Here is a 19,830-nt window from a genome sequence, read left to right on the forward strand (position 1 = left end):
ATGAACCTATGGGACAAATCGAACAACGTTTGCAGCAATTGGGGATTGAACTCCCGGAAGTCGGAGAGCCGAAGTTCTCCTATATTCCATCCCGGCGCACGGGCAATCTTGTCTATACGTCCGGCATGGACTGCCGGATTAACGGCGTCTTGATGTACGAGGGCAAGCTCGGATCCGACCTGACGATCGAGCAGGGCCGGGAAGCGGCGCGTCAAGTCATTATCAATGCGCTTGCCGTCATCAAGCATGAGTTGGGCACGCTGGACAATGTCTCGAAGGTGGTCAAAATGCTCGCCTTCGTGAACAGCGCCCCGGGCTTCGCGGATCAGCCCTATGTCATTAACGGCGCTTCCGACCTGCTGATCGAAGTATTCGGCGATGCGGGCCGCCATGCCCGCTCCGCGATCGGAACGAGCGATTTGCCGTTCCATACGCCGGTGGAGATCGAGCTTATCGTCGAGGTGAAGGACGGAGCTTAATCGGGATAGAGACCTAAGATAAGCAGCGCGTTCCCCGGAACGCGCTCAGATTAAAGACAAACTCCCGCGAAATACGGCAACCGCGGGAGTTCTTTACGTTTTTATCCCTAGTTACAAATAGGAAAGAGAACTTAGGAGAGGTGCGATCGGTCTTCCAGAGCCAGGCCGCACTTTTTTTGAGATTCATGGCAGCAAAAACAAGCACCGCTTGCGCAGACCTGCTTATTAACCCGCGTAAGGTCGTCCACCGCATACCCTGCTTCTCCTATAAATCAGCAAAAACTCGCTCTATTGTTTCTTCTGTATGGGGAAAGTGATCCGCCTCGTCCTCATCGTATAGTATCATCTCATCGGCGTACTCTCCCGCCACTCTAGTCATCTGCTCCACCAAAGCTGCAGTAGCTCCCCGCGACTCTAGTCATCTGCTCCACCAAAGCTGCAGTAGCTCCCCGCCACTCTGGTCATCTGCTCCACCAAAGCTGCAGTAGCTCCCGCCACTCTAGTCATCTGCTCCACCAAAGCTGCAGTAGCTCCCCGCGACTCTAGTCATCTGCTCCACCAAAGCTGCAGTAGCTCCCCGCCACTCTGGTCATCTGCTCCACCAAAGCTGCAGTAGCTCCCCGCCATTCTTCCACCAAAGCTGCAGTAGCTCCCCGCCACTCTAGTCATCTGCTCCACCAATACTGCAGTATCTCCCCGCCATTCTAGTCATCTGCTCCACCAAACCTGGAGTATCTCCCCGCCACTCTAGTCATCTGCTCCACCAAAGCTGCAGTATCTCCCCGCCATTCTAGTCATCTGCTCCACCAATACTGCAGTAGCTCCCCGCTACTCTATTCACCTGCTCCACCAAACCTGGAGTATCTCCCCGCCACTCTAGTCATCTGCTCCCCCAAAGCTGCAGGATCTCCCCGCCATTCTATTCACCTGCTCCACCAATACTGCAAAAATACAGCAATTTCATTGACACGAGGTTGCGAAAATACGATTACTGCAAAAATACAGCAATTACCGTGCGGCGAGGCATAAATAGCGTTCAAAATGGCGAAATAATGTAATTTTGCAGGATTTTCTCGGAATTTAGCCTATTGAGGTTAAAAATGCTGCGCCTGTGCAGCATTTTCATACGCGGGGATAGCTTGCTGCTCTAGCTTCATGCGGTGACCAGCTTGCTTTCTGCGGGGACTAGCTTGCTTCATGCGGGGACCAGCTTGCTTCATGCGGGGACTAGCTTGCTTCATGGCGGACCAGCTTGCCCTAACCTAACCTGTTCTGCCTTCCCCGGCCCCGCCCTCCTAAGGAAAAAGACTGTCGACCAGACTTTGTCGACAGTCTGAGCGCGTTCCCCGGAACGCGCTAGTTTGCCAAGCCCCGCACACTCGTTCTTGCCTCCGGCAATCTCAGTCGATCGCGCTCGTTCTTGTCACTGGACTCGACCTCCGTCGATCTATCGCTAATTCCTGCCGCTGGCAGTAAATTCCCTTGACCATCCGGATAACCCCCGATAAAGTAGACTATGTACTATTATTTTGCTTTATCGCGGTCAAGCGTGTAAGCGTCCCTGCAAAAATGCGTTCTCGCGCGACAATTCCGCGGAGCTTGCAAGCCGACGGTCATGCCTTCGGCTTGTTCCGCTTATCAAATAAGGAGATGTCAGTCATGAAGTCATCAACAAGTCCAGCCGAGCAGAGCATGCTTCGGTTCGGGCAGAGCGTTACGATTTTTATTGCCATTCTGCTCATTCTTATTATTCCGATTCTCGGATGGCGGGTCGAACCGCATATTCCGCTGATCGGCGCCTCGGTGGCGGCCGGCGGACTCCTGCTGCTGTTCGGCCGGTCCTGGAGCGAGGTGGAACAAGCCTTCGTCCGCGGCTTGCAGGCATCGGTCCAGCCTGCGCTCCTGCTGACGCTGATCGGCATACTCATCGGGGTCTGGATGATGAGCGGAACGGTGGCGACCTTGCTCTACTACGGCACGTCCCTGTTCCAGCCGCAATGGTTCACCTTGAGCGCGCTGGTGCTCACCGTGATCGTCTCGATGTTCGTCGGCAGCTCGCTTACGACGGTCGGCACATTCGGCGTCGCCCTTGTCGGCATGGCCGCCTCGATGGGCGTCCATCCCGCGATCGCGGCGGGAGCGGTCGTGTCGGGCGCCTGCTTCGGAGACAAAATGTCTCCATTGTCCGACACGACCAACTTCGCCTCGGCCGTGGCCCGGGTATCGATCCCCGATCATATCCGCAATATGACAAAGACAACGGTGCCGGCATTCGTTCTGACCTGTATCGCCTTCGCCTTCATCGGCTCCTCGTCCGCGCCGGATATGAAGGCGTTGGAAGCATTGCAGCGCGATATCGGGCAGAGCTTCCATATTACGCCATGGGCGCTGCTCCCCCTGGCCGTCGTGCTCTTCTCCGCGTTCAAGCGTCTCCCGGTCGCGCTGACGATGCTGTTCGGCATCGGATCCGGCCTGGCGGTGGCGGCGCTTCTCCAAGGGGCGCATGATATCCGGCAGTGGATCAGCGTCATGCACTATGGATTCTCGGGCAGCTTCGCCCTGGAGGATACGGCCCGCATTATGAACCGGGGCGGCCTGCAGTCGATGGCCGGCACGATCGCGCTTATCGCCATCGCTTTCGGCATGGGCGGGCTGCTGCAGCATGGCGGCGTCATTCCGGCCTTGTTCCGGCGCCTCATCGCTCCCATCCGGAAGAAGGAGTCGCTCGTCGTTGCAAGCGGCCTGAGCTCTATCGGCGTCAATATCCTTACCGGAGAGCAGTACATGTCCATCCTGCTCCCAGGCCAGCTGTTTGCCGACGAATATGACAAGCGGAGCATTCCGCGGAAGACGCTGTCCCGAACGCTGGAGGATTGCGGCACGCTGGTCAACCCGTTAATCCCGTGGGGCGTCAGCGGCGCGATGATGACCGGCGCCCTCGGCTTGCCGGTGCTGGATTACGCGCCTTTTGCGTTCTTTCTCTGGCTGTCGCCGCTCGTTACCTTCGCCTTCGTGCTGCTGCCGGGGCTGAAGCGCGGCGCGCTCGGCCTCGGGTCTGCCTCATCGGCGCCCGGAGATGCCAAGAATGCCGGACTGTAGGCCGCATGTTGTCCCTTCCATGACAATATGGTAATCTCATAGCAGAGATCGGCCCGGGTCCATACGAAGGTGGCGGGGCAAGGAGAGGAGGACGGCAGTGATTCACCATAAGTACCCATCGTGGATCCGCTATGCAGTTATCTTCATCTCGGTAATCGCCCTGCTCGCCTCTTCCCTGTTGCCCTCCGCGCCCGAGGAACCTTTGCAGTCGGATGAGAGAAGCGCCTATTATCAGCATGATCGGCATTACCAGTCCGTTGTCGGCTCTCTTCATCATTACGTGGTGAAGATCCATACGTTCATGACGTGGAAGATTCTGTTCATGTTCTACCTGCTTCTTCTCGCCAGAAGCGGCGTTCCGCGCTTCCGGTTCCGCGTGCCGTATCTGATTTTGCGCCGCAGGCTTCTCTTGCGGCCTTTGAAGTACACCTCGCGCTTCGTCTTCGCCGAATAGATTGCGAGCGTCCGAACCCGGACCTGCAGCCTAAGCGGCGAGGAGGTGTGGCAGATGAAGGCAACCGGTCCAGATCAAGCCAAGCCTGCGGCGAACAGCGGCAAGCAAGGCCAGCCAATGAAGACCGATATGAAGGTCATTAATCGGGATATCCGCAATATCCTGATCTTCACGGCGGCATCGATCGTGATTATTGTCGCCCTATACTATTTGATGTAGTTGGCCGTAGCGGCCCTAATGCCTTTGCCCACACGGGGTTCATCCCCTCCGGGCAAAGGTATTTTTATGCCTGCGTTCTATTCGAGGTTCATTTTTTCTAAAACGAACATACAATTCACGATAAAATAAACCCATATGAACATTTAATTGAACATAAATGAACATTGAGCTATACTATGAACGAGAGCATTCATCATTTACTTGTCCGAAGGAGGAAACCGCATCATGGAAATCCGTTACGCTTGTCATCCCGAAGGCGCGAAGGGCTATGATACTTCCCGTCTCCGCGAGGAGTTTCTGATTGAGAGGCTGTTCGTGGACAATGAGCTTCTTATGGTGTACAGTCACGTTGACAGGTTCATTACCGGAGGCGTCCTGCCGACGACGAAGACGGTGAAGCTGGAAGCGGACGCGAAGGAAATGGGCGCCGATTATTTCCTGGAACGGCGGGAGATCGGAATAATTAATGTCGGCGGAGAAGGCGTCGTCACCGTGGACGGAGTCGCCTATGACATGGAGCCGCGCGATTGTCTCTATGTCGGCATGGGAAGCAAGGATGTGACGTTCGCGAGCAAGGAGGCGGCCCGCCCGGCGCGCTTCTATTTCAACTCGACGCCGGCGCACAAGACGCACCCGACGGAGAAGGTGGCCATCAGCAAGGCCACGCCGCAGCATCTCGGCAGTCTGTCGAGCTCCAACGAGCGCACGATTTATAAATATATCCACAAAGGCGGGGTGCAAAGCTGCCAGCTCGTCATGGGGATGACGCTGCTGAAGCCGAACAATATGTGGAATACGATGCCTTGCCATACCCATAACCGCCGCTCTGAAGTCTATTTCTATTTCGACATGCCGGAGGACGGCGTCGTCTTCCATCTGATGGGCGAGCCGCAAGAGACGCGCCACGTCGTCGTCCGGAACGAGCAAGCGATTATTTCCCCTAGCTGGTCGATACATAGCGGCGTCGGCACGAGCAATTATACGTTCATCTGGGGCATGGCCGGAGAGAACCAGACATTCGAAGATATGGATATGGTCGATATGAAGGATTTGAAGTAAAGGATTGAACGATATGTCCAATGTAAAACGCCATCAACAAATCATGGAGCTTCTCATTCAACAAGGGGAGGTCAAAGTGAACGAGCTGAGCGAGCGGCTGGAAGTGACCGGCAAGACGATCCGCGCCGATCTCGAGGCGCTCGAAGCGCAAGGCCTGCTTGCCCGCGTTCACGGCGGCGCCGTGTTGAAAAATATGTCCGATCTCGGCATGCTTCCCGTGCAGGCGCCGAACAGCCGGAACCTAAACGAGAAGGCCGAGATCGCGGAGAAAGCCGTACGCCTCATCGAACCTGACGACATCATTGCGCTTGATGGCGGAAGCACGACGCTGGAAATGGCGAAGCGTCTGGATCATGAGTCGTTAACGGTCGTAACCAACGACCTGTTCATCATCGCCGAGTTGACACGGAAGCCCCACATCCGCCTCGTCGTCCCCGGCGGGTACCGCAACCGCAATCTGCTCGTCAGCTGCGAGGCGGTCCAGCTCGTGCGCAAGCTCAATATCCAGAAGGCGTTCGTCTCTTCCACCGGAATCCATACCGAGAACGGTCTGACGATCTATACGAGCGAGCTGTATGATCTGAAGCGCGCCTGGATCGAGACGGCCAAGCATTCCTACGGAGTCGTCGACCATACGAAGTTCGGCAAATCCGCGCTTTTGACCTTCGCCTCCTTGTCCGAGATGACCTCCGTCATCACAGACAGCGGCTTGAGCGAGGAAGCGAGGTCGACTTATATCGCGGCAGGAATCCCGGCCATCTTGTAAGCCGGCGTGCGGGACCTGCCCTCTGTTCAATCCTCGAATACAACAGTTATTAAGGAGGAAAAGGGTTATGCAATCCATCTTCGATTTGCGGGGCCGCACCGCCGTCGTGACGGGCGGAGGCGCCGGTCTCGGCTACGGCATCGCCGAGGGTCTGGCCCGGGCAGGCGCCGACCTGATTCTCGTCTCTCACAACGTTCGCAAGGAGCCGCTGCAGAAGCTGCAGGCTCTGGGCGTCAAGACGGCCTATATCCAGGCCGATCTGAAAGAATTGGACGGAATTGAAAGCGTTGTCGGACAATGCCTGGAAGCGGCCGGAGGCCAGGTTGATATCTTGGTGAACAATTCCGGCATCATCCGCCGGACGCCCGCAGCGGATCATCCCTTGCCGGACTGGCATGAGGTGCTGCAATTGAATCTGCATGCCGTCTTCTACTTGTGCCAGTCCTTCGGCAAGACGATGATTGAGCGCGGATCCGGCAAAATCATCAACATCGCCTCGATGCTCTCCTTCCAGGGCGGCATCAATGTGCCCGGCTATACCGCGGCGAAGCATGGCGTCGCCGGCATCACGAAGGCGCTCGCGAATGAATGGGCGAAACACGGCGTCAATGTCAACGCCATCGCGCCTGGTTATATGGCGACCGACAACACGCAGCAGCTCCGCGACGACGAGAAGCGCAGCGCGGAGATTCTGGGCCGGATTCCGGCGGGACGCTGGGGGACGCCGGAGGACTTGGCTGGTCCTGCCGTATTCCTCGCCTCCTCCGCCTCGGATTACGTGAATGGTCATATTTTGTGCGTGGACGGCGGCTGGATGAACCGCTAATAGAGGTTGTTCAATAAGCCCGCTTGCTACCTTCCCGGTGCGAAAACCGGTCACTTGAACACGTTCCAATATAGAGAAAGGGGCAGTGTACGATGAAAACGCTATGGGCGCAAGCCATTGAAGACGCGGTCTCGAAGACGAGAGCGAATATGGAGCGCTTCGGGAATCGGTTCCCCCATGTCGGCCGGGATGGCGGGGCGTATCTTCTGAACGACAACACCGACTGGACCGACGGCTTTTGGAGCGGCATCTTATGGCTGTGCTATGAGTATACGAAGGAGGAAGCCTTCGCCGAGGCGGCCCGCCGCACGGTCAGAAGCTTCGATGAGCGGCTGCAAAGGGATGTCGCGCTTGATCATCACGACATCGGATTCCTGTACTCGCTCTCTTCCAAGGCGCAGTGGATTATCGAGCAGGAACCGGCGGCGCGCGACTTGACGCTGCGCGCGGCGGATAAGCTCATGAACCGCTGGCGAGAGAAGGGACGCTATATTCAGGCGTGGGGGCCGAAGGGCGATCCGAAGAACGGCGGCCGCATTATCATTGATTGCCTGATGAATCTGCCGCTCCTGTTCTGGGCCACGGAAATGACCGGAGACCACCGGTATGCCGAAGTGGCGCGCATTCATGCCGAGCTGAGCAGACGCTATCTCGTACGCGGCGACGATTCCTCGTACCATACGTTTCATATCGAGCCAGAGAGCGGCCTGCCAATCGGCGGATCGACCCATCAAGGGTATACGAACGGATCGACCTGGACGCGCGGCCAGGCCTGGGGCATATACGGGTTCGCCCTCGCCTACCGCTACACGCGCGACGATCATTTCCTGGAGACGTCCCGGCGCATGGCCCGCTACTTCCTGGAACGGCTCCCGGAGGATCATGTCGTCTACTGGGATTTCGATGTGACCGCGGAAGACTCGACCCCGAGAGACAGCTCCGCCTCCGCGATTACGGCCGCCGGGCTGCAGGAGCTGCTGGCGCATCTGCCGTCCGATCATCCGGAGCGCGAGTGGCTGAAGAGCGGCATGGAGAAGATGCTCGATTCGCTCGTCCGACGTTACTCGACGATGCAGTTCCCGGAAGAAGACGGCTTGCTGCGGCGAGGTTCCTATGCCGTGCGGCTCGGCCACAGCCCGGACGACTATGTCATCTGGGGCGACTATTATTATTTGGAGGCCTTGATGCGCCTCGAACGAGGGGTGCCCGGCTACTGGTACAACCGCGCCTGACGGACTTATGCGACAGCCCCTGTCCCACGATGCAGATTGGACTGCATCCCGGACAGGGGCTGCGTTAGTTTACCGGTAAGCGCATTCGGTGACCTGGTTTCTCTGCATTTCCGCGCGGTGGGCGGTTGGGGAGCGCTTGTACCATTTTTTATACAGCTTCGAAAAATACAACGCATCCTCATAGCCGACGGAAGCGGCTATCTGCTCCATCGTCAGCTTCGTTGTCAGCAGCAGCGTCCGGGCCCGCTCCATCCGGATGCGCAGCAGAAACTGCATCGGGGATTCCCCCATCTGCTTGCGGAACATTTTCGATAAATAGGTCCGGTGGTAGCCGAGCTTCTGCGCCAGCTCGTCGATCGATATCGATTTGTCATGCTGCAGCGTCAGCCATCTGGCCGCCTGTTCCACCTGCCGTTCGATATCGGTTCGGGTGTCCTCCTTCCCGGAGCGCAGCGCTGCGCCCGCGGCCCGCGCATATTCAGACAGGATCAGCCGAAAATAACCCTCCGCCTCCATATCTCCCGCATGGCCGCCGCGGTGAAGCGCTTTCGTTAAACTGCGAAGCATCGCGTTCAACCGATGGTGACGGTAACCCTGCAAGACGGGAACATGCGGCCCGACCCCGATCTTGGCCAGAATCCGGTCGGCGTCTTGTCCGCGGAATCCGACCCAGCTATACTGCCACGGCTCCTCGCCGTCGGACTCATACCGCACCATTTCCCCCGGAAAAATAAAGAAGCTGTCGCCGCTGCGAAGCTGGAACTCCTGCCCGCGAATGACGAAGGTGCCCTTGCCTGACAAAATGCTGTGCACCAAATAATAATCATGCACCGTGGGCCCAATGCGGTGATGGGGTTCGGTCTTCGCCTGACCGCTGAAAAGAATCGTCAATTCCCCGCGGGACGGGTATTCGTTAATCGCGATATGCGCTGTCTCCGCCATCGGCCTATCCTCCTCATCGGGATACAATATTCCATACTGTCGACCAAAATAACCATACTCTTCTCTTGTCAAATCAGATACATTGATTGTAACGCATCTGAGTGCAAGTTGCATCAGACCATGCAATATATTTTTTAAGATTTTATTCCTGTCCAGCGAAAGGATGATCTTGCTATGGGTAAAATTACGTTTCTCGGTGCCGGAAGCACGGTATTTGCCAAAAATGTATTGGGCGACTGCATGCTGACGCCTGCGCTGCAATCGTTCGAGCTGGCGCTGTTCGACATCGATCGTGAACGCCTCCGGGATTCCGAACGGATGTTGAATCATCTCGTCGCATCGACGGGCAGCACATGCCGGGTCGTCGCTTACCACGACCGCAAGGAGGCGCTGCGCGGCGCCAAGTATATCGTCAACGCGATTCAAGTCGGCGGCTATGATCCTTGCACGATGACCGATTTCGAGGTTCCGAAAAAATACGGCTTGCGCCAAACGATCGCCGATACGGTCGGCATCGGCGGAATTTTCCGCAATCTGCGCACCATCCCGGTCATGCTCGACTTCGCGAGAGACATCCAGGAGGTCTGTCCGGGTGCGTGGTTCCTCAACTATACGAACCCGATGGCGGTATTGACCAACGTCATGATTACGCATGGCGGCGTGAAGACGGTCGGCTTATGCCACAGCGTGCAGGTGTGTATGCCTTGGCTGTTCAATGACCTCGGGATGGATTCCACGGGCGTGCAGACGAAAATCGCCGGCATCAACCATATGGCCTGGCTGCTGGAAGTGACGAAGGACGGTCAAGATCTGTATCCGGAGATTAAGCGCCGGGCGGCGGAGAAGCAGAAGGAGAAGCATCATGATATGGTGCGCTACGAGCTGATGTTCAAGTTCGGCTATTATGTCACCGAGTCGTCCGAGCATAATGCCGAGTATCATCCTTATTTCATCAAGCGGGCCTATCCGGAATTGATCGACAAGCTGAACATTCCGCTGGATGAATATCCGCGCCGCTGCGTCAATCAGATTGCTTCCTGGAAGGAGATGCGCGAGAAGCTGGTGAATGATGCCCGGCTGGAGCATGCCCGCTCGCATGAGTATGCTTCCTATATTTTCGAGGCAATGGAGACGGGGGAGCCGTTCAAGATTGGCGGCAACGTCATGAACACGGGGCTGATTCCGAATCTTCCGGCGGAAGCCTGCGTCGAGGTGCCGTGCCTCGTCGACCGCAGCGGCGTGACGCCAACCTTTGTCGGCAATCTGCCGCCGCAGCTGGCTGCGCTGAACCGGACCAATATCAACACGCAGCTCCTCACGATCGAAGCGGCCATCACCGGCAAAAAAGAGCATATCTACCATGCGGCGATGCTTGATCCGCATACATCCGCCGAGCTCAGCCTCGACGACATCGTATCGCTGTGCGACGATATGATTGAGGCGCATGGCAGCTGGCTGCCGGCGTTCCGCTAAGCTGCGGCCGGTCTGTATCAGCGGTCAGCGCATACGAACAGACAGACCGCATCCCCTTCCACATCGAGGAGATACGGTCTGTCTTCTTCTATTATCGCTTATCCCCTTGCCAGAGACTTGGCCGGCATAAGCCCGATCCTCACGTCGGCCCAGGTGCCGGCTTCATTCCCGTGCGGCGAAGCCGCCTCCGGGATGCCGCCGTTCGCCGCAGACTCCTTAGGCCAACCCAAGCAGGTGAACCAGGGCGAAGCCAAGGCCGGACAGCAGCACCGAGCCGATAAGCCCCGCCGCGAATGAGGTCAGGCCCAGCCGGCGGAACGCGACGAGATCGACGTTCAGGCCTAGACCGGCCATCGCCATCGCGATCAGCATGTAAGCCAGCGTCACAATCCCGGTCGCGATCTCGGCGGAAATGATCCCCAACGAATTGATGCCGCTCACGACCAGGAAGCCGAGAATGAACCACGGAATCGGCAGCGTGCGCCAAGACAGCTTCGAGCGGGTTCCCTTCTCCCGTTGCTCGGCCCGGCTGGACCAAATGCCGATAAGAATCGCTACCGGCACGAGAAGCGCCACCCGGGTCAGCTTCACGATGACCGCCATATCGACCGCGCCATCGCCTCCGGGCGCCGCGGCCGCAATGACGTGGGCGATCTCATGCAGCGTGGCGCCGGCGAAGATGCCGTATCCGTCCTGCGTCAATCCGAGCACCGGATACAAAAAGGTATAGACCAACGTAAAAATTGTGCCCAGTATCGCGACCATGGCTGCGCCAATGGCCGTCTCCTCGTCCTTGGCTTTAATCTGCGGCGAAATCGCGACAACCGCAGCCGCGCCGCAAATGGCCGTGCCGCATGCCGTCAGGATGCCAAGCCGCTTCTGTACCTTGAACAGTCTTGACAAGCCATAGACGACACTAATAGCGAATATAATGACGATGACCGCAATCAGAAATACTTTCGGGCCCGCATGAACAATATCCATCAAATTCAGCCTCATCCCTAGCAGGATAATCCCGAGCCGAAGCAGCTTTTTGCTTGAAAAATTGGTGCCTGCCACAATCTGATCAGGCACGCCGATCATGGCACGCCACAGAATGCCGATCAAGATAGCGATAACAAGCTGACCCATAATGCTAAGGAACGGAAGCCCGGCCAAATACTTGGCCGCCAGCGCGATGACAAGCGTCAATCCGATTCCAAGCGCAAAACCAAGGCCATTCCGCTGCCTGCGGGCATTGGTTGCGCCAAGTCCTTCTCCCTGACTCATGTTTTTCCCCCAATTCTGTCTGGTTGCACTTTCACATTGCAGCATTGCGGCAACAAAGCAACGATCGCGCAGCGCATTCCGGCGCTTTCCCAGGCTCCCGGGCGCCTTCCTGCACCTCCCGAGGCAGAAAGATGCCGCTTATCGGTGCCTGCTCCCCTGCTCCATCCCGGCAGCTTACGGGCTCATTCCCCACCTGCATGTGAACCCTGATTCCATAATCAACTATAAGCCGAAGAACACGGAATGTGAAATACCAATAAGCTATCCGAACGATTAGGAAAACTTATGCTTGCCCGGATGACCGCATCCGGATTGTTCCATTCGGGAGAAAGGGATACAATGGGAAGGGATACAAGCAAGCGATTCCATCAGCGGGATGGATTATTCAGCTAGATGGATACCGGAGGATTCGAACATGATTGTCGATACATTGAAAGTGTATGTTACCGTCGTAGAGCAGTGCAATTTTTCGAGAGCCGCCAAATTACTGAATCTGTCTCAGCCCGGCGTCAGCATGCATATCCGGAACCTGGAGAACGAATTCGGGATCAAGCTGATTCACCGCTCTCCCCGGCATGTGAAGACGACGGACGCAGGGCATATCCTGTACCAGCGGGCCAAGCAAATGCTTGCTCTATACGAGAACGCCAAGGAAGAAATCCATCTGCTGCGGGACGAAGTGACGGGTACGCTGAAGGTGGGAGCCAGCTTTACGATCGGGGAATATATTTTGCCGCGTCTGATCGCGGATTTTGCCCGCCAATATCCGCAGGTCGATATCCAGGCGATGATCGCCAATACAGAAGAGATCGCGCAAGCCGTGCGGGCGAATGAGCTCGATGTCGGGCTCGTCGAAGGGAAGATTGAGTATGCCGATATTTTGGTGGATCACCCGTTCATGGAGGACGAGATGATCCTCGTCGCCCCCCCGGATCACGAGCTGACGGCGATGCCGAAGCTCGATCCGTCCATGCTGCAGAATCAGATTTGGATTCTGCGGGAGAGCGGTTCGGGAACCCGTTCCTACAGCGAGCAATTTATTCGGGATCTCGGCGTGGAGCCGAAGCGCACTTATGTGTTCAACAGCAGCCAAGGAGTGAAGGAGGCCGTTCTCGCCGGCCTTGGCATCGCACTGCTCTCCCGTTGGGTTATCCACAAGGAATTGGAAGCGGGCGAGCTGCGACGCATTCATGTCAAGGGAGGCCGCGTCATTCGGCCCTTCTTTATTTTACAGGATACGAAGGCAGTGCCGACGATGGCGATGAAAATGCTGATACAGCAGATACGGCAGCTCTCTTGACCGGTTCTTACGGGAAAAATGGCACCAATCGGCCGCTCCCTTCATAGGATGATACCAATGGACACTCTGTATAGGGATACAGGCATCACTCCCTATCGCGGATCTCCGTGTATGTTCCTTCATGGCAAAAGCCGAAGGCGATGCCTTCGGCTGGAGTCATGCCGGGCGGTTACTCGCCCTGCGCACGATGGTGATGAAGTTCCGGATGATCGTCCGCTTCCTGGGCCCGCTGCGCCCGTTTCCGCTTCAGGCTAAGTCCGATGGCCACGGCACCCAGCACGACGATCGCTTCGAATCCGTATTTGATGACCGGATTGGTGAAGTAAGGGGCGATAAACTTTTCGGCCACGAGCATTTTCGAGGCGGTCCAGGCGAGCACGGCGGAGCCGAGCAGGATAATAACCGGATACCGCTCGATAAACTTGAGCACAATCGTGCTTCCCCAGACGACAATCGGAAGCGAGATCATCAATCCGAGAATGACCAGGAACGGATGTCCCTTGGCGGCCCCCGCCACAGCCAGCACGTTATCGAGCCCCATGGCGGCGTCAGCGACGATGATCGTGCCGACGGCCGCGCCGATGCTGGTGCCGGCCTTGATGTTATGCTCCTTCTCTTCAATCATCAGCTTCACTGCGATCCAGAGCAAGAGAAGACCGCCGAACAATTGAAGTCCGGGAACCATCAGCAGGTAGACGACGAGCAAGGTGGCGATCGCACGGATGATAATCGCTCCGGCCGTCCCCAAAATAATCACTTTTTTCTGGTCCTGCTTCGGAACATTGCGGGCGGCCAGGCCAATGACGATCGCATTGTCTCCTGCCAGCACCAGGTCGATCACCACGATCGACAACAATGCCGTCCAGAATTCAATTGAAAATAGTTCCACAATGACTTCCTCCCATACTGTAGTATGCTTGATACTACGAAAAATAAAACAAGCCGTCACCACGAGGCGACGGCTCTAAACGATCAAAAAAGACCTTCACCATCGCAACCCGTGGCAAAGGTCTCGCAAACAACGTGTACGTTGCCAGTACCGCCGGGGACGAGGCGACTCGATCCCGTAATGACGACGAATACTGTGCTAGCTACTCCCCTTTGTGGAGTATCGTTTTCGATATATTCATACTAGCACGGATCGGCAGCATATACAACCCTCATCTTTCGGCGGGGCCGCCCATTTTTGCGTGCGGCCTTTGTTGTCTCGCGGCCTCCATTTGGTTATGATATGGCTATGCAAAGGAGTTGATATCCAATGAGCGACCATACTCAACCTTCTCTGGAAAAAGCGACATTCGCGGGCGGATGCTTCTGGTGCATGGTGACTCCGTTCGAGGAGCTTCCCGGCATCCGCTCCATCGTCTCCGGCTATACCGGCGGGCATACGGAAAATCCGACCTATGAAGAGGTGTGCACCGACCGAACCGGACACGCGGAGGCCGTGCAGATTACGTTCGATCCGGCCGTATTTCCTTATAAGAAGCTGCTGGAGCTGTTCTGGCAGCAGATCGATCCGACCGATCCGGGCGGCCAATTCCACGATCGTGGCTCCTCCTACCGAACAGCGATCTTCTATCATAACGAGAAGCAGCGGGAGGAAGCGGAGGAATCCAAGCGGGAGCTGGAGCGCAGCGGGCGCTTCGACAAGCCGATCGCGACCGAGATTGTCCCGGTATCCGCCTTCTATCCGGCGGAGGAATACCACCAGGACTATCATCGCAAGCAGCCGGCCCATTACAAACGTTACCGCACCGGGTCCGGGCGCGACGCCTTTATCGCCAAGCATTGGGGCGTAACGGGGCCGGACAAAGCCCGGCTGAAGGAAAGTCTCACCCCGATGCAGTTCCATGTCACGCAAAATAACGGAACAGAGCCTCCGTTCCAGAATGAATTCTGGGATCATTCGGGAGACGGCATCTATGTAGACATCGTCTCGGGAGAACCGCTGTTCAGCTCGCGCGACAAATATGATGCGGGGTGCGGATGGCCAAGCTTCACGAGACCGCTCCGGTCTTACCATATCGAAGAGAAGCTTGACCTGTCCCACGGCATGGTGCGCACCGAGGTGCGCAGCCGTTACGGCGACTCTCATCTCGGGCATGTCTTCGACGACGGTCCCGGCCCGAACGGACTGCGTTACTGCATCAACTCGGCGGCTCTTCGCTTCATCCCGAAGGAGAAGCTGGAAGAGGAAGGCTACGGCGAATATGCCGTCTTATTTGCCGATTGATGGTCTGGCCGGCCCTTGGTCCAGCGCCGCAGCGCGCTTCGGATCAAGGGCCGGTTGGCGTGTGGCCGAAGCGGCGGCCCCCGCTTTGGAGCATGGCACCGCTTTACGATTCGGTGCTATTCCGGACGTTGATCCCGGCCATGATGCTGGATGCCCGCATAGTGCTCCGGCCCGGGGTTCAGATCGAGCACATGCCGCATCGGCGCCGCCAAAGCAAGCTGGTGCTCGCAGTGCCAGCGGATCTCCTCCGAGCCGACCGTCTCGCCGTCCTGGATAATATCCCCGTGCTCGTACAAGTAGTACGCGATATCACCGACCCACGACGCCACTTCATTCGGCTCCAACCCGCGGAAATGACACTGCACATCCGGCAATCCGATCGCGGCCAGGCCGCAAGTATCCATAATCATCTCGTCTCTGCCATGCACGTTATAGAAACGGAGATTCATCGCCCCGTATAAGCGCTGGCCGGCTTCGACCGCGGCCGCATAAGCTTGGGGATGGACGATCTTGTCGCTGGCCTGGAAGTAGACGGCTTCGCAAGGCGCCGTCTCCAGCAGAGCCCGGAGCGCACCGCTAATGAGCTTCAGGCGCTCCTTATATTCCAGGCCGCGCGCGAAGAAATCGGTCAGCATCAGCGAGTGACGGCAGCCCGCAACGGCCGCTCTCGCTTCCGGCCAATGCCAGGCTTGCTGCAGCGCCGTCTCGAAGGCTTCCTCCTCCACCGGCTTGTCCGAAGGCATGATGCATGTCTGCGCGGGAAGCGCTCCCTGCTGGAACTCAATCATATGATTGAGATGGAAGAAGTGCATGACCTCGCCCGCTTCCGCAGCTTCGCTCTCACTGGACTCCCATACCGCCAGCGACTCGCCAGTCTCCTCCGCTTCCTCCGCATCCTCCGCGCAGTGTATCTCTCCGGTATATTGCTGCATTTTTCCATACAGCGCCTCCCGGTCCAGCACCGGCTTGTCCTTGTACAGCAATTGAATGACGTACACATCGGCGAATCCGGATTGATCTGGCTCATGCTGCTCTTCTTGCTGTTGTTGCTGTTCTTGCTGTTCTTGCTGTTCTTGCCCTTCTTGCTGATGTTGCCCTTCTTGCCGTTGCTGCTCTTCTTGCCGTTGCTGCTCTTCTTGCCGTTGCTGCTCTTCTTGCTTATGTTGAGCATAATTCTCTTGTTGTTCGGATTGCTTCCCAAGCCCATTCCCGGCTTTTTCGTTCTCGGTCTCTCCCTTGTTGGTCATGCTCCACACTCCCTATGTCATTGAATGGGGCTTTGTCAGGCTCGATTTGTCCTCTCCTCAGGGATGTCCCATGTCCCGGGACACCCCCTTACGTCTCCCCGCAGGCAGCGTATTCCTGGATCAGCGGAGCAATCCGCACCGTCGCTTGACGGCGGGAGCTCTCCATGGCCCCGAACACCATCGCCATGCTCTTCACATTGTCGGCGGCGCAAGTCTCCGCCGGCCGTCCTTCCGCCATCGCGGCGAAGATCTCGTCGAGGCAACCGGCATGCCCCTCCCGGCCGTTCCAATCCATCGGGGCCTCCGTCCGTACCGCTTCCCCGGCATCATTGAATGATTCGGCCTCGATCCGGTCCTCTCCATCCCAGATCGCGGTGCCTCGGCTGCCGGCGACGCGCCAAGCCGCCTCCCATGATGTCGGGAACCCCTGAGCGCTCCAGGAGCCGCGGTAATTGAAGACCGACCCGTCATTCATCTCAAAGGTGCAAACGGCGCTGGCATGACCTTTGTACCAGGAACCGGGAAGATTCCACTCCTGGCAGGTCACGGATATCGGATCCGCCCCCGTGATGAAGCGGGCTTGATCGAACGTATGGATAGCCATATCCAGAATAAGCGGACTGGCCATCTGCTCGCGGAAGCCCCCGAACCGGGGCGCGAGGAAGAAATCCGCCCCGACGAAGCCAAGCCGGCCGATGACGCCCGATTGGACCAAGCCGCGGAATGCCCGAACCCGGCGCAAGTAACGGCGGTTCTGCATAATGGACAGGGACATCCCCGTCTTCCGCGACAGCTCCGCCAACTCGATCGCCGCGGACAGGCTGGATGCCATCGGTTTTTCCGCAATCACATGACAGCCCATCTCCATTGCGGTCCCCGATGTTGCGCGATGCGCGTTCGGCGTCGTCACGTCGAAGACGAGATTGGCTCCGCTGCGCCGTATCGCTTCCCGCAGATCCGAATAGAGCCCGCATGACAGACCATGCCTTTCCGCCATCTGCAAGGCGGCTTCCGGCCGGATATCGACGAGGCCGACAATCGCCGTATCCTCGCGCTGCCTGGCATACTCCATCCACGTATTGGCCATTTGGCCGCATCCGGCCACGACGACTTTCCATGTTGTCATGATGCGACACGCTCCTTACTCCATAGGATTTGATAAGATTATACCCCAATCCTGTTCCGCAGCGAATAGATTCATGGATCCGTTATCGCTGCACTATCGTCAAAATGTGCAAACCGTCCTGGCGTGGCCGACGTTCAAATGCCAAGTGTGCAAACCGCCCTGGCGCGTCCAGCGTTCAAATGCCAAGTGTGTAAACCGCCCCCAAGTCCCCTCTACTGGTGTTTCTTCGCCATGCAATGGTTCCTGCCCCGCGGTGGTTCTATCCCTCGGCATGGAGAGCGGATTGTTCGCCGCAGCGCCGAAGATTACTGCAAATCTGCAGTATTTCTCCAGAGCTGCTTATGGCGAAAAGCCAATCCTGCAAAAATGCAGGAATTTCGCTCTTGATCCCCCAAAAAAAAGGAAAATTAGGCGAAAATGATGCACTTTTGCAGGAATTATACCGCAGATCCGCCATTGGATCGAAAATTACTGCACCCGTGCAGGATTTTTTCTTTGAGGGTGCCCCAGCGCCTCTTGCGCCTCCTCCTGCTCCTTGCAGCCAGACGAGGAAGCCGCTCCTCCGGCCCGAGCTCGCCGGCGGCCATAGAGCCCCGCCAGCCTTGGGCACATCGTCAGGCCCCTCCATAGGCTGCGGGATCACCGCGGGCTTGCCCCTGCCAGCGAGCCTTGCCGGCCCTCATTAACAACAAAAGACAGGCGAAACTCTTCGCCTGTCTTTAACCTCCCGCGGCCGGGTGCGCCGCAAGCGCCCCGGCCTCATTCCCTTGTTATGCCATGCTTCCGCCCATCGCATCCGTTCGCTTGGCCGCCTGCCCGAACAAGCCCATCAGCATGATGACGACAATAATATAGAGCAGGAAGAACGGCACGGCCATCGCGTCGAACAGCATCGGCGACGCCAGGGCAAAGCCGATCATGCTCAACGAGCATCCGAGCGCGACAATGAAATAGATGAGCCGCCTGCGGGCCATATGCGCGAGCGCGGGCTGTCCGTTCCGCAGCAGGAACGAGCGCAGCCCGCCGCACAGCAGGGCCATCAGCGCGATATTCAACCCGGTCTCGAGCACGGATCGCCCGACTCCGTACCAGGCCAATATCCCCCGGGGGATGGCTTGAATGAAGAACGGCTGCAAAATTTCGATAACGGCCAACGCCATCAGCGGGATAACCACGGCCTTCGCGCGCCGGAACGGAGGCTCGACCCCTTCCAGATCGCGAATCGCCGTATAGATGAGGAACAAGCCGACGATATCCGGCAGCAGATCTACGCCTCCCGCCGTGTAATCAATAAAAAACAGCAATCCCCATTGGATTCGTCTAAACGCTTTCTTCTCTGTCAACATCGTGGTGAATTCGATTCCTTTCACTGCTCCGTCCCGGAAGGGACAGCGCCTTAGTTCATCGTGTTCAAGTATAGCGCGCAGCCTTCCGGCATGCAACTTGAGGAAGCGACGGACCTATAACGGGAGTGTGAGTATGCGAACGACCACGAATGCGCTGACTTGCCGAAGCGGGCTTCGACGCGCTTCCAGACATGCCCGCCCGGACATGAAGAAGCGGGGAACAACCGCTCCCCGCTTCTGCTCCCTGCTACCACCAAGGCCATACTTTGCATTCGACCTTGCCTTCCAGATACTCCAGCGGAACAGGCCCGTAGGTCCGGCTGTCTATGCTGACGGCCCGGTTGTCTCCCATCACGAATACATGCCCTTCCGGCACGACAATCGGCAGGTCCAGCTGCTTCGGCAGGGTGCTGCCCTCTGCGAACGGCTCGTCGACGACCCGGCCGTTCACTTCCAGCTTCCCGTCGCGGGTATCGATCGTGTCGCCCGCCACGCCGACGACGCGCTTGATATACCGTTCTCCCTGGAACGCCGGATCGATGATGACGACATCGCCGTAGGCGGGCTCGAACCAATGGTACACCCATTTGTTCTCGATGAGCCGATCCCCGGGATTATACGTATGCTGCATGGAATGCTGCTGCACGACGACCTGCGCATAGGCGACCTGCTGGATTAACAGGCTGATGCCGAACGCGATGATCATCGGAATAACATAACCTTTGATAATATGAGACATTCGCATCATTCAATTCCTCCT

General features: G+C 57.4%; 18 protein-coding genes and 1 pseudogene. 11 read left to right on the forward strand and 8 right to left on the reverse strand.

Annotation, left to right across the window (positions count from 1 at the left end; genetic code table 11):
- Nucleotides 1-8: 8 nt before the first annotated feature.
- Nucleotides 9-479, forward strand: coding sequence for a RidA family protein (locus tag L6439_RS17455; protein ID WP_168181512.1), 471 nt, complete (start codon nt 9-11; stop codon nt 477-479).
- Nucleotides 480-492: 13 nt separating this feature from the next.
- Here the strand turns inward: L6439_RS17455 and L6439_RS17460 are convergent.
- Nucleotides 493-807 (reverse strand): annotated as a pseudogene (locus tag L6439_RS17460) (transposase); the annotation flags it as partial.
- 1,331 nt (nt 808-2,138) lie between these two features.
- Between L6439_RS17460 and nhaC the strand changes: the two are divergent.
- The 7 genes from nhaC to L6439_RS17495 all read left to right on the forward strand — a co-directional run bounded on the left by nhaC (nt 2,139) and on the right by L6439_RS17495 (nt 8,134).
- Complete coding sequence (gene nhaC / locus L6439_RS17465) at nt 2,139-3,578, forward strand: Na+/H+ antiporter NhaC (protein ID WP_213468132.1); 1,440 nt, start codon at nt 2,139-2,141, stop codon at nt 3,576-3,578.
- Nucleotides 3,579-3,675: 97 nt separating this feature from the next.
- Nucleotides 3,676-4,032 carry a hypothetical protein gene (locus tag L6439_RS17470; RefSeq protein ID WP_213468131.1) on the forward strand — a complete coding sequence of 119 codons (357 nt, stop codon included), beginning with the start codon at nt 3,676-3,678 and terminating at the stop codon, nt 4,030-4,032.
- Between the two features lie 54 nt (nt 4,033-4,086).
- Nucleotides 4,087-4,251 (forward strand): hypothetical protein, encoded by a 165-nt coding sequence (locus L6439_RS17475; protein ID WP_168181545.1) that lies wholly within the window; start codon nt 4,087-4,089, stop codon nt 4,249-4,251.
- A gap of 225 nt (nt 4,252-4,476) precedes the next feature.
- On the forward strand, nt 4,477-5,310 hold the full coding sequence (kduI, locus tag L6439_RS17480) for a 5-dehydro-4-deoxy-D-glucuronate isomerase (RefSeq protein ID WP_168181546.1): 834 nt from the start codon (nt 4,477-4,479) through the stop codon (nt 5,308-5,310).
- Nucleotides 5,311-5,323: 13 nt separating this feature from the next.
- Entirely contained in the window at nt 5,324-6,076 is a 753-nt protein-coding gene (locus L6439_RS17485) for a DeoR/GlpR family DNA-binding transcription regulator (protein WP_168181547.1), read from the forward strand.
- A 67-nt stretch (nt 6,077-6,143) separates the two neighbouring features.
- Nucleotides 6,144-6,902: a 2-dehydro-3-deoxy-D-gluconate 5-dehydrogenase KduD gene (kduD, locus tag L6439_RS17490; protein ID WP_168181548.1), complete on the forward strand. Its 759-nt coding sequence runs from the start codon at nt 6,144-6,146 to the stop codon at nt 6,900-6,902.
- A 92-nt stretch (nt 6,903-6,994) separates the two neighbouring features.
- Nucleotides 6,995-8,134, forward strand: a complete 1,140-nt coding sequence (locus L6439_RS17495; RefSeq protein WP_168181549.1) for a glycoside hydrolase family 88 protein — start codon at nt 6,995-6,997, stop codon at nt 8,132-8,134.
- Nucleotides 8,135-8,203: 69 nt separating this feature from the next.
- Here the strand turns inward: L6439_RS17495 and L6439_RS17500 are convergent, their stop codons facing one another.
- Nucleotides 8,204-9,076 (reverse strand): AraC family transcriptional regulator, encoded by an 873-nt coding sequence (locus tag L6439_RS17500; RefSeq protein ID WP_168181550.1) that lies wholly within the window; start codon nt 9,074-9,076, stop codon nt 8,204-8,206.
- Nucleotides 9,077-9,250: 174 nt separating this feature from the next.
- Between L6439_RS17500 and melA the strand changes: the two genes are divergently transcribed.
- Complete coding sequence (melA, locus tag L6439_RS17505) at nt 9,251-10,549, forward strand: alpha-glucosidase/alpha-galactosidase (RefSeq protein WP_213468130.1); 1,299 nt, start codon at nt 9,251-9,253, stop codon at nt 10,547-10,549.
- A gap of 216 nt (nt 10,550-10,765) precedes the next feature.
- Here the strand turns inward: melA and L6439_RS17510 are convergent, their stop codons facing one another.
- The gene (locus tag L6439_RS17510; protein WP_213468129.1) at nt 10,766-11,818 is read right to left on the reverse strand and encodes a YeiH family protein; all 1,053 of its coding nucleotides are present in this window, start codon (nt 11,816-11,818) and stop codon (nt 10,766-10,768) included.
- Nucleotides 11,819-12,233: 415 nt separating this feature from the next.
- On the opposite strand from L6439_RS17510, the gene L6439_RS17515 reads away from it, so the two are divergent.
- Nucleotides 12,234-13,118, forward strand: coding sequence for a LysR family transcriptional regulator (locus L6439_RS17515; protein WP_168181553.1), 885 nt, complete (start codon nt 12,234-12,236; stop codon nt 13,116-13,118).
- A 169-nt stretch (nt 13,119-13,287) separates the two neighbouring features.
- On the opposite strand, the gene L6439_RS17520 is transcribed toward L6439_RS17515, so the two are convergent.
- Entirely contained in the window at nt 13,288-14,007 is a 720-nt protein-coding gene (locus L6439_RS17520) for a TerC family protein (protein WP_168181554.1), read from the reverse strand.
- Nucleotides 14,008-14,376: 369 nt separating this feature from the next.
- On the opposite strand from L6439_RS17520, the gene msrA reads away from it, so the two are divergent.
- Nucleotides 14,377-15,351 carry a peptide-methionine (S)-S-oxide reductase MsrA gene (gene msrA / locus L6439_RS17525; protein ID WP_168181555.1) on the forward strand — a complete coding sequence of 325 codons (975 nt, stop codon included), beginning with the start codon at nt 14,377-14,379 and terminating at the stop codon, nt 15,349-15,351.
- Between the two features lie 116 nt (nt 15,352-15,467).
- Here msrA and L6439_RS17530 read toward each other — a convergent pair whose 3' ends face one another.
- The 4 genes from L6439_RS17530 to lepB all read right to left on the reverse strand — a co-directional run bounded on the left by L6439_RS17530 (nt 15,468) and on the right by lepB (nt 19,818).
- Nucleotides 15,468-16,598, reverse strand: coding sequence for a DUF4261 domain-containing protein (locus L6439_RS17530; protein ID WP_237096518.1), 1,131 nt, complete (start codon nt 16,596-16,598; stop codon nt 15,468-15,470).
- A gap of 88 nt (nt 16,599-16,686) precedes the next feature.
- Nucleotides 16,687-17,724, reverse strand: coding sequence for a Gfo/Idh/MocA family protein (locus tag L6439_RS17535; RefSeq protein ID WP_213468128.1), 1,038 nt, complete (start codon nt 17,722-17,724; stop codon nt 16,687-16,689).
- 770 nt (nt 17,725-18,494) lie between these two features.
- On the reverse strand, nt 18,495-19,094 hold the full coding sequence (locus tag L6439_RS17540; RefSeq protein ID WP_237096519.1) for a hypothetical protein: 600 nt from the start codon (nt 19,092-19,094) through the stop codon (nt 18,495-18,497).
- Nucleotides 19,095-19,317: 223 nt separating this feature from the next.
- Nucleotides 19,318-19,818 (reverse strand): signal peptidase I, encoded by a 501-nt coding sequence (lepB, locus tag L6439_RS17545; RefSeq protein WP_237096520.1) that lies wholly within the window; start codon nt 19,816-19,818, stop codon nt 19,318-19,320.
- Nucleotides 19,819-19,830: the final 12 nt, after the last annotated feature.

Origin of the sequence: Paenibacillus dendritiformis (assembly GCF_021654795.1) — a bacterium.
GTDB lineage: Bacteria > Bacillota > Bacilli > Paenibacillales > Paenibacillaceae > Paenibacillus_B.

Coding starts and splice junctions, on each gene's coding strand:
- L6439_RS17485 (WP_168181547.1), top strand. CDS start 5,324: ATGTCCAATGTAAAACGCCATCAACAAATCATGGAGCTTCTCATTCAA.
- kduD (WP_168181548.1), top strand. CDS start 6,144: ATGCAATCCATCTTCGATTTGCGGGGCCGCACCGCCGTCGTGACGGGC.
- L6439_RS17455 (WP_168181512.1), top strand. CDS start 9: ATGGGACAAATCGAACAACGTTTGCAGCAATTGGGGATTGAACTCCCG.
- kduI (WP_168181546.1), top strand. CDS start 4,477: ATGGAAATCCGTTACGCTTGTCATCCCGAAGGCGCGAAGGGCTATGAT.
- msrA (WP_168181555.1), top strand. CDS start 14,377: ATGAGCGACCATACTCAACCTTCTCTGGAAAAAGCGACATTCGCGGGC.
- lepB (WP_237096520.1), bottom strand. CDS start 19,818: ATGATGCGAATGTCTCATATTATCAAAGGTTATGTTATTCCGATGATC.
- L6439_RS17495 (WP_168181549.1), top strand. CDS start 6,995: ATGAAAACGCTATGGGCGCAAGCCATTGAAGACGCGGTCTCGAAGACG.
- L6439_RS17510 (WP_213468129.1), bottom strand. CDS start 11,818: ATGAGTCAGGGAGAAGGACTTGGCGCAACCAATGCCCGCAGGCAGCGG.
- nhaC (WP_213468132.1), top strand. CDS start 2,139: ATGAAGTCATCAACAAGTCCAGCCGAGCAGAGCATGCTTCGGTTCGGG.
- L6439_RS17530 (WP_237096518.1), bottom strand. CDS start 16,598: ATGACCAACAAGGGAGAGACCGAGAACGAAAAAGCCGGGAATGGGCTT.
- L6439_RS17475 (WP_168181545.1), top strand. CDS start 4,087: ATGAAGGCAACCGGTCCAGATCAAGCCAAGCCTGCGGCGAACAGCGGC.
- L6439_RS17500 (WP_168181550.1), bottom strand. CDS start 9,076: ATGGCGGAGACAGCGCATATCGCGATTAACGAATACCCGTCCCGCGGG.
- L6439_RS17515 (WP_168181553.1), top strand. CDS start 12,234: ATGATTGTCGATACATTGAAAGTGTATGTTACCGTCGTAGAGCAGTGC.
- melA (WP_213468130.1), top strand. CDS start 9,251: ATGGGTAAAATTACGTTTCTCGGTGCCGGAAGCACGGTATTTGCCAAA.
- L6439_RS17535 (WP_213468128.1), bottom strand. CDS start 17,724: ATGACAACATGGAAAGTCGTCGTGGCCGGATGCGGCCAAATGGCCAAT.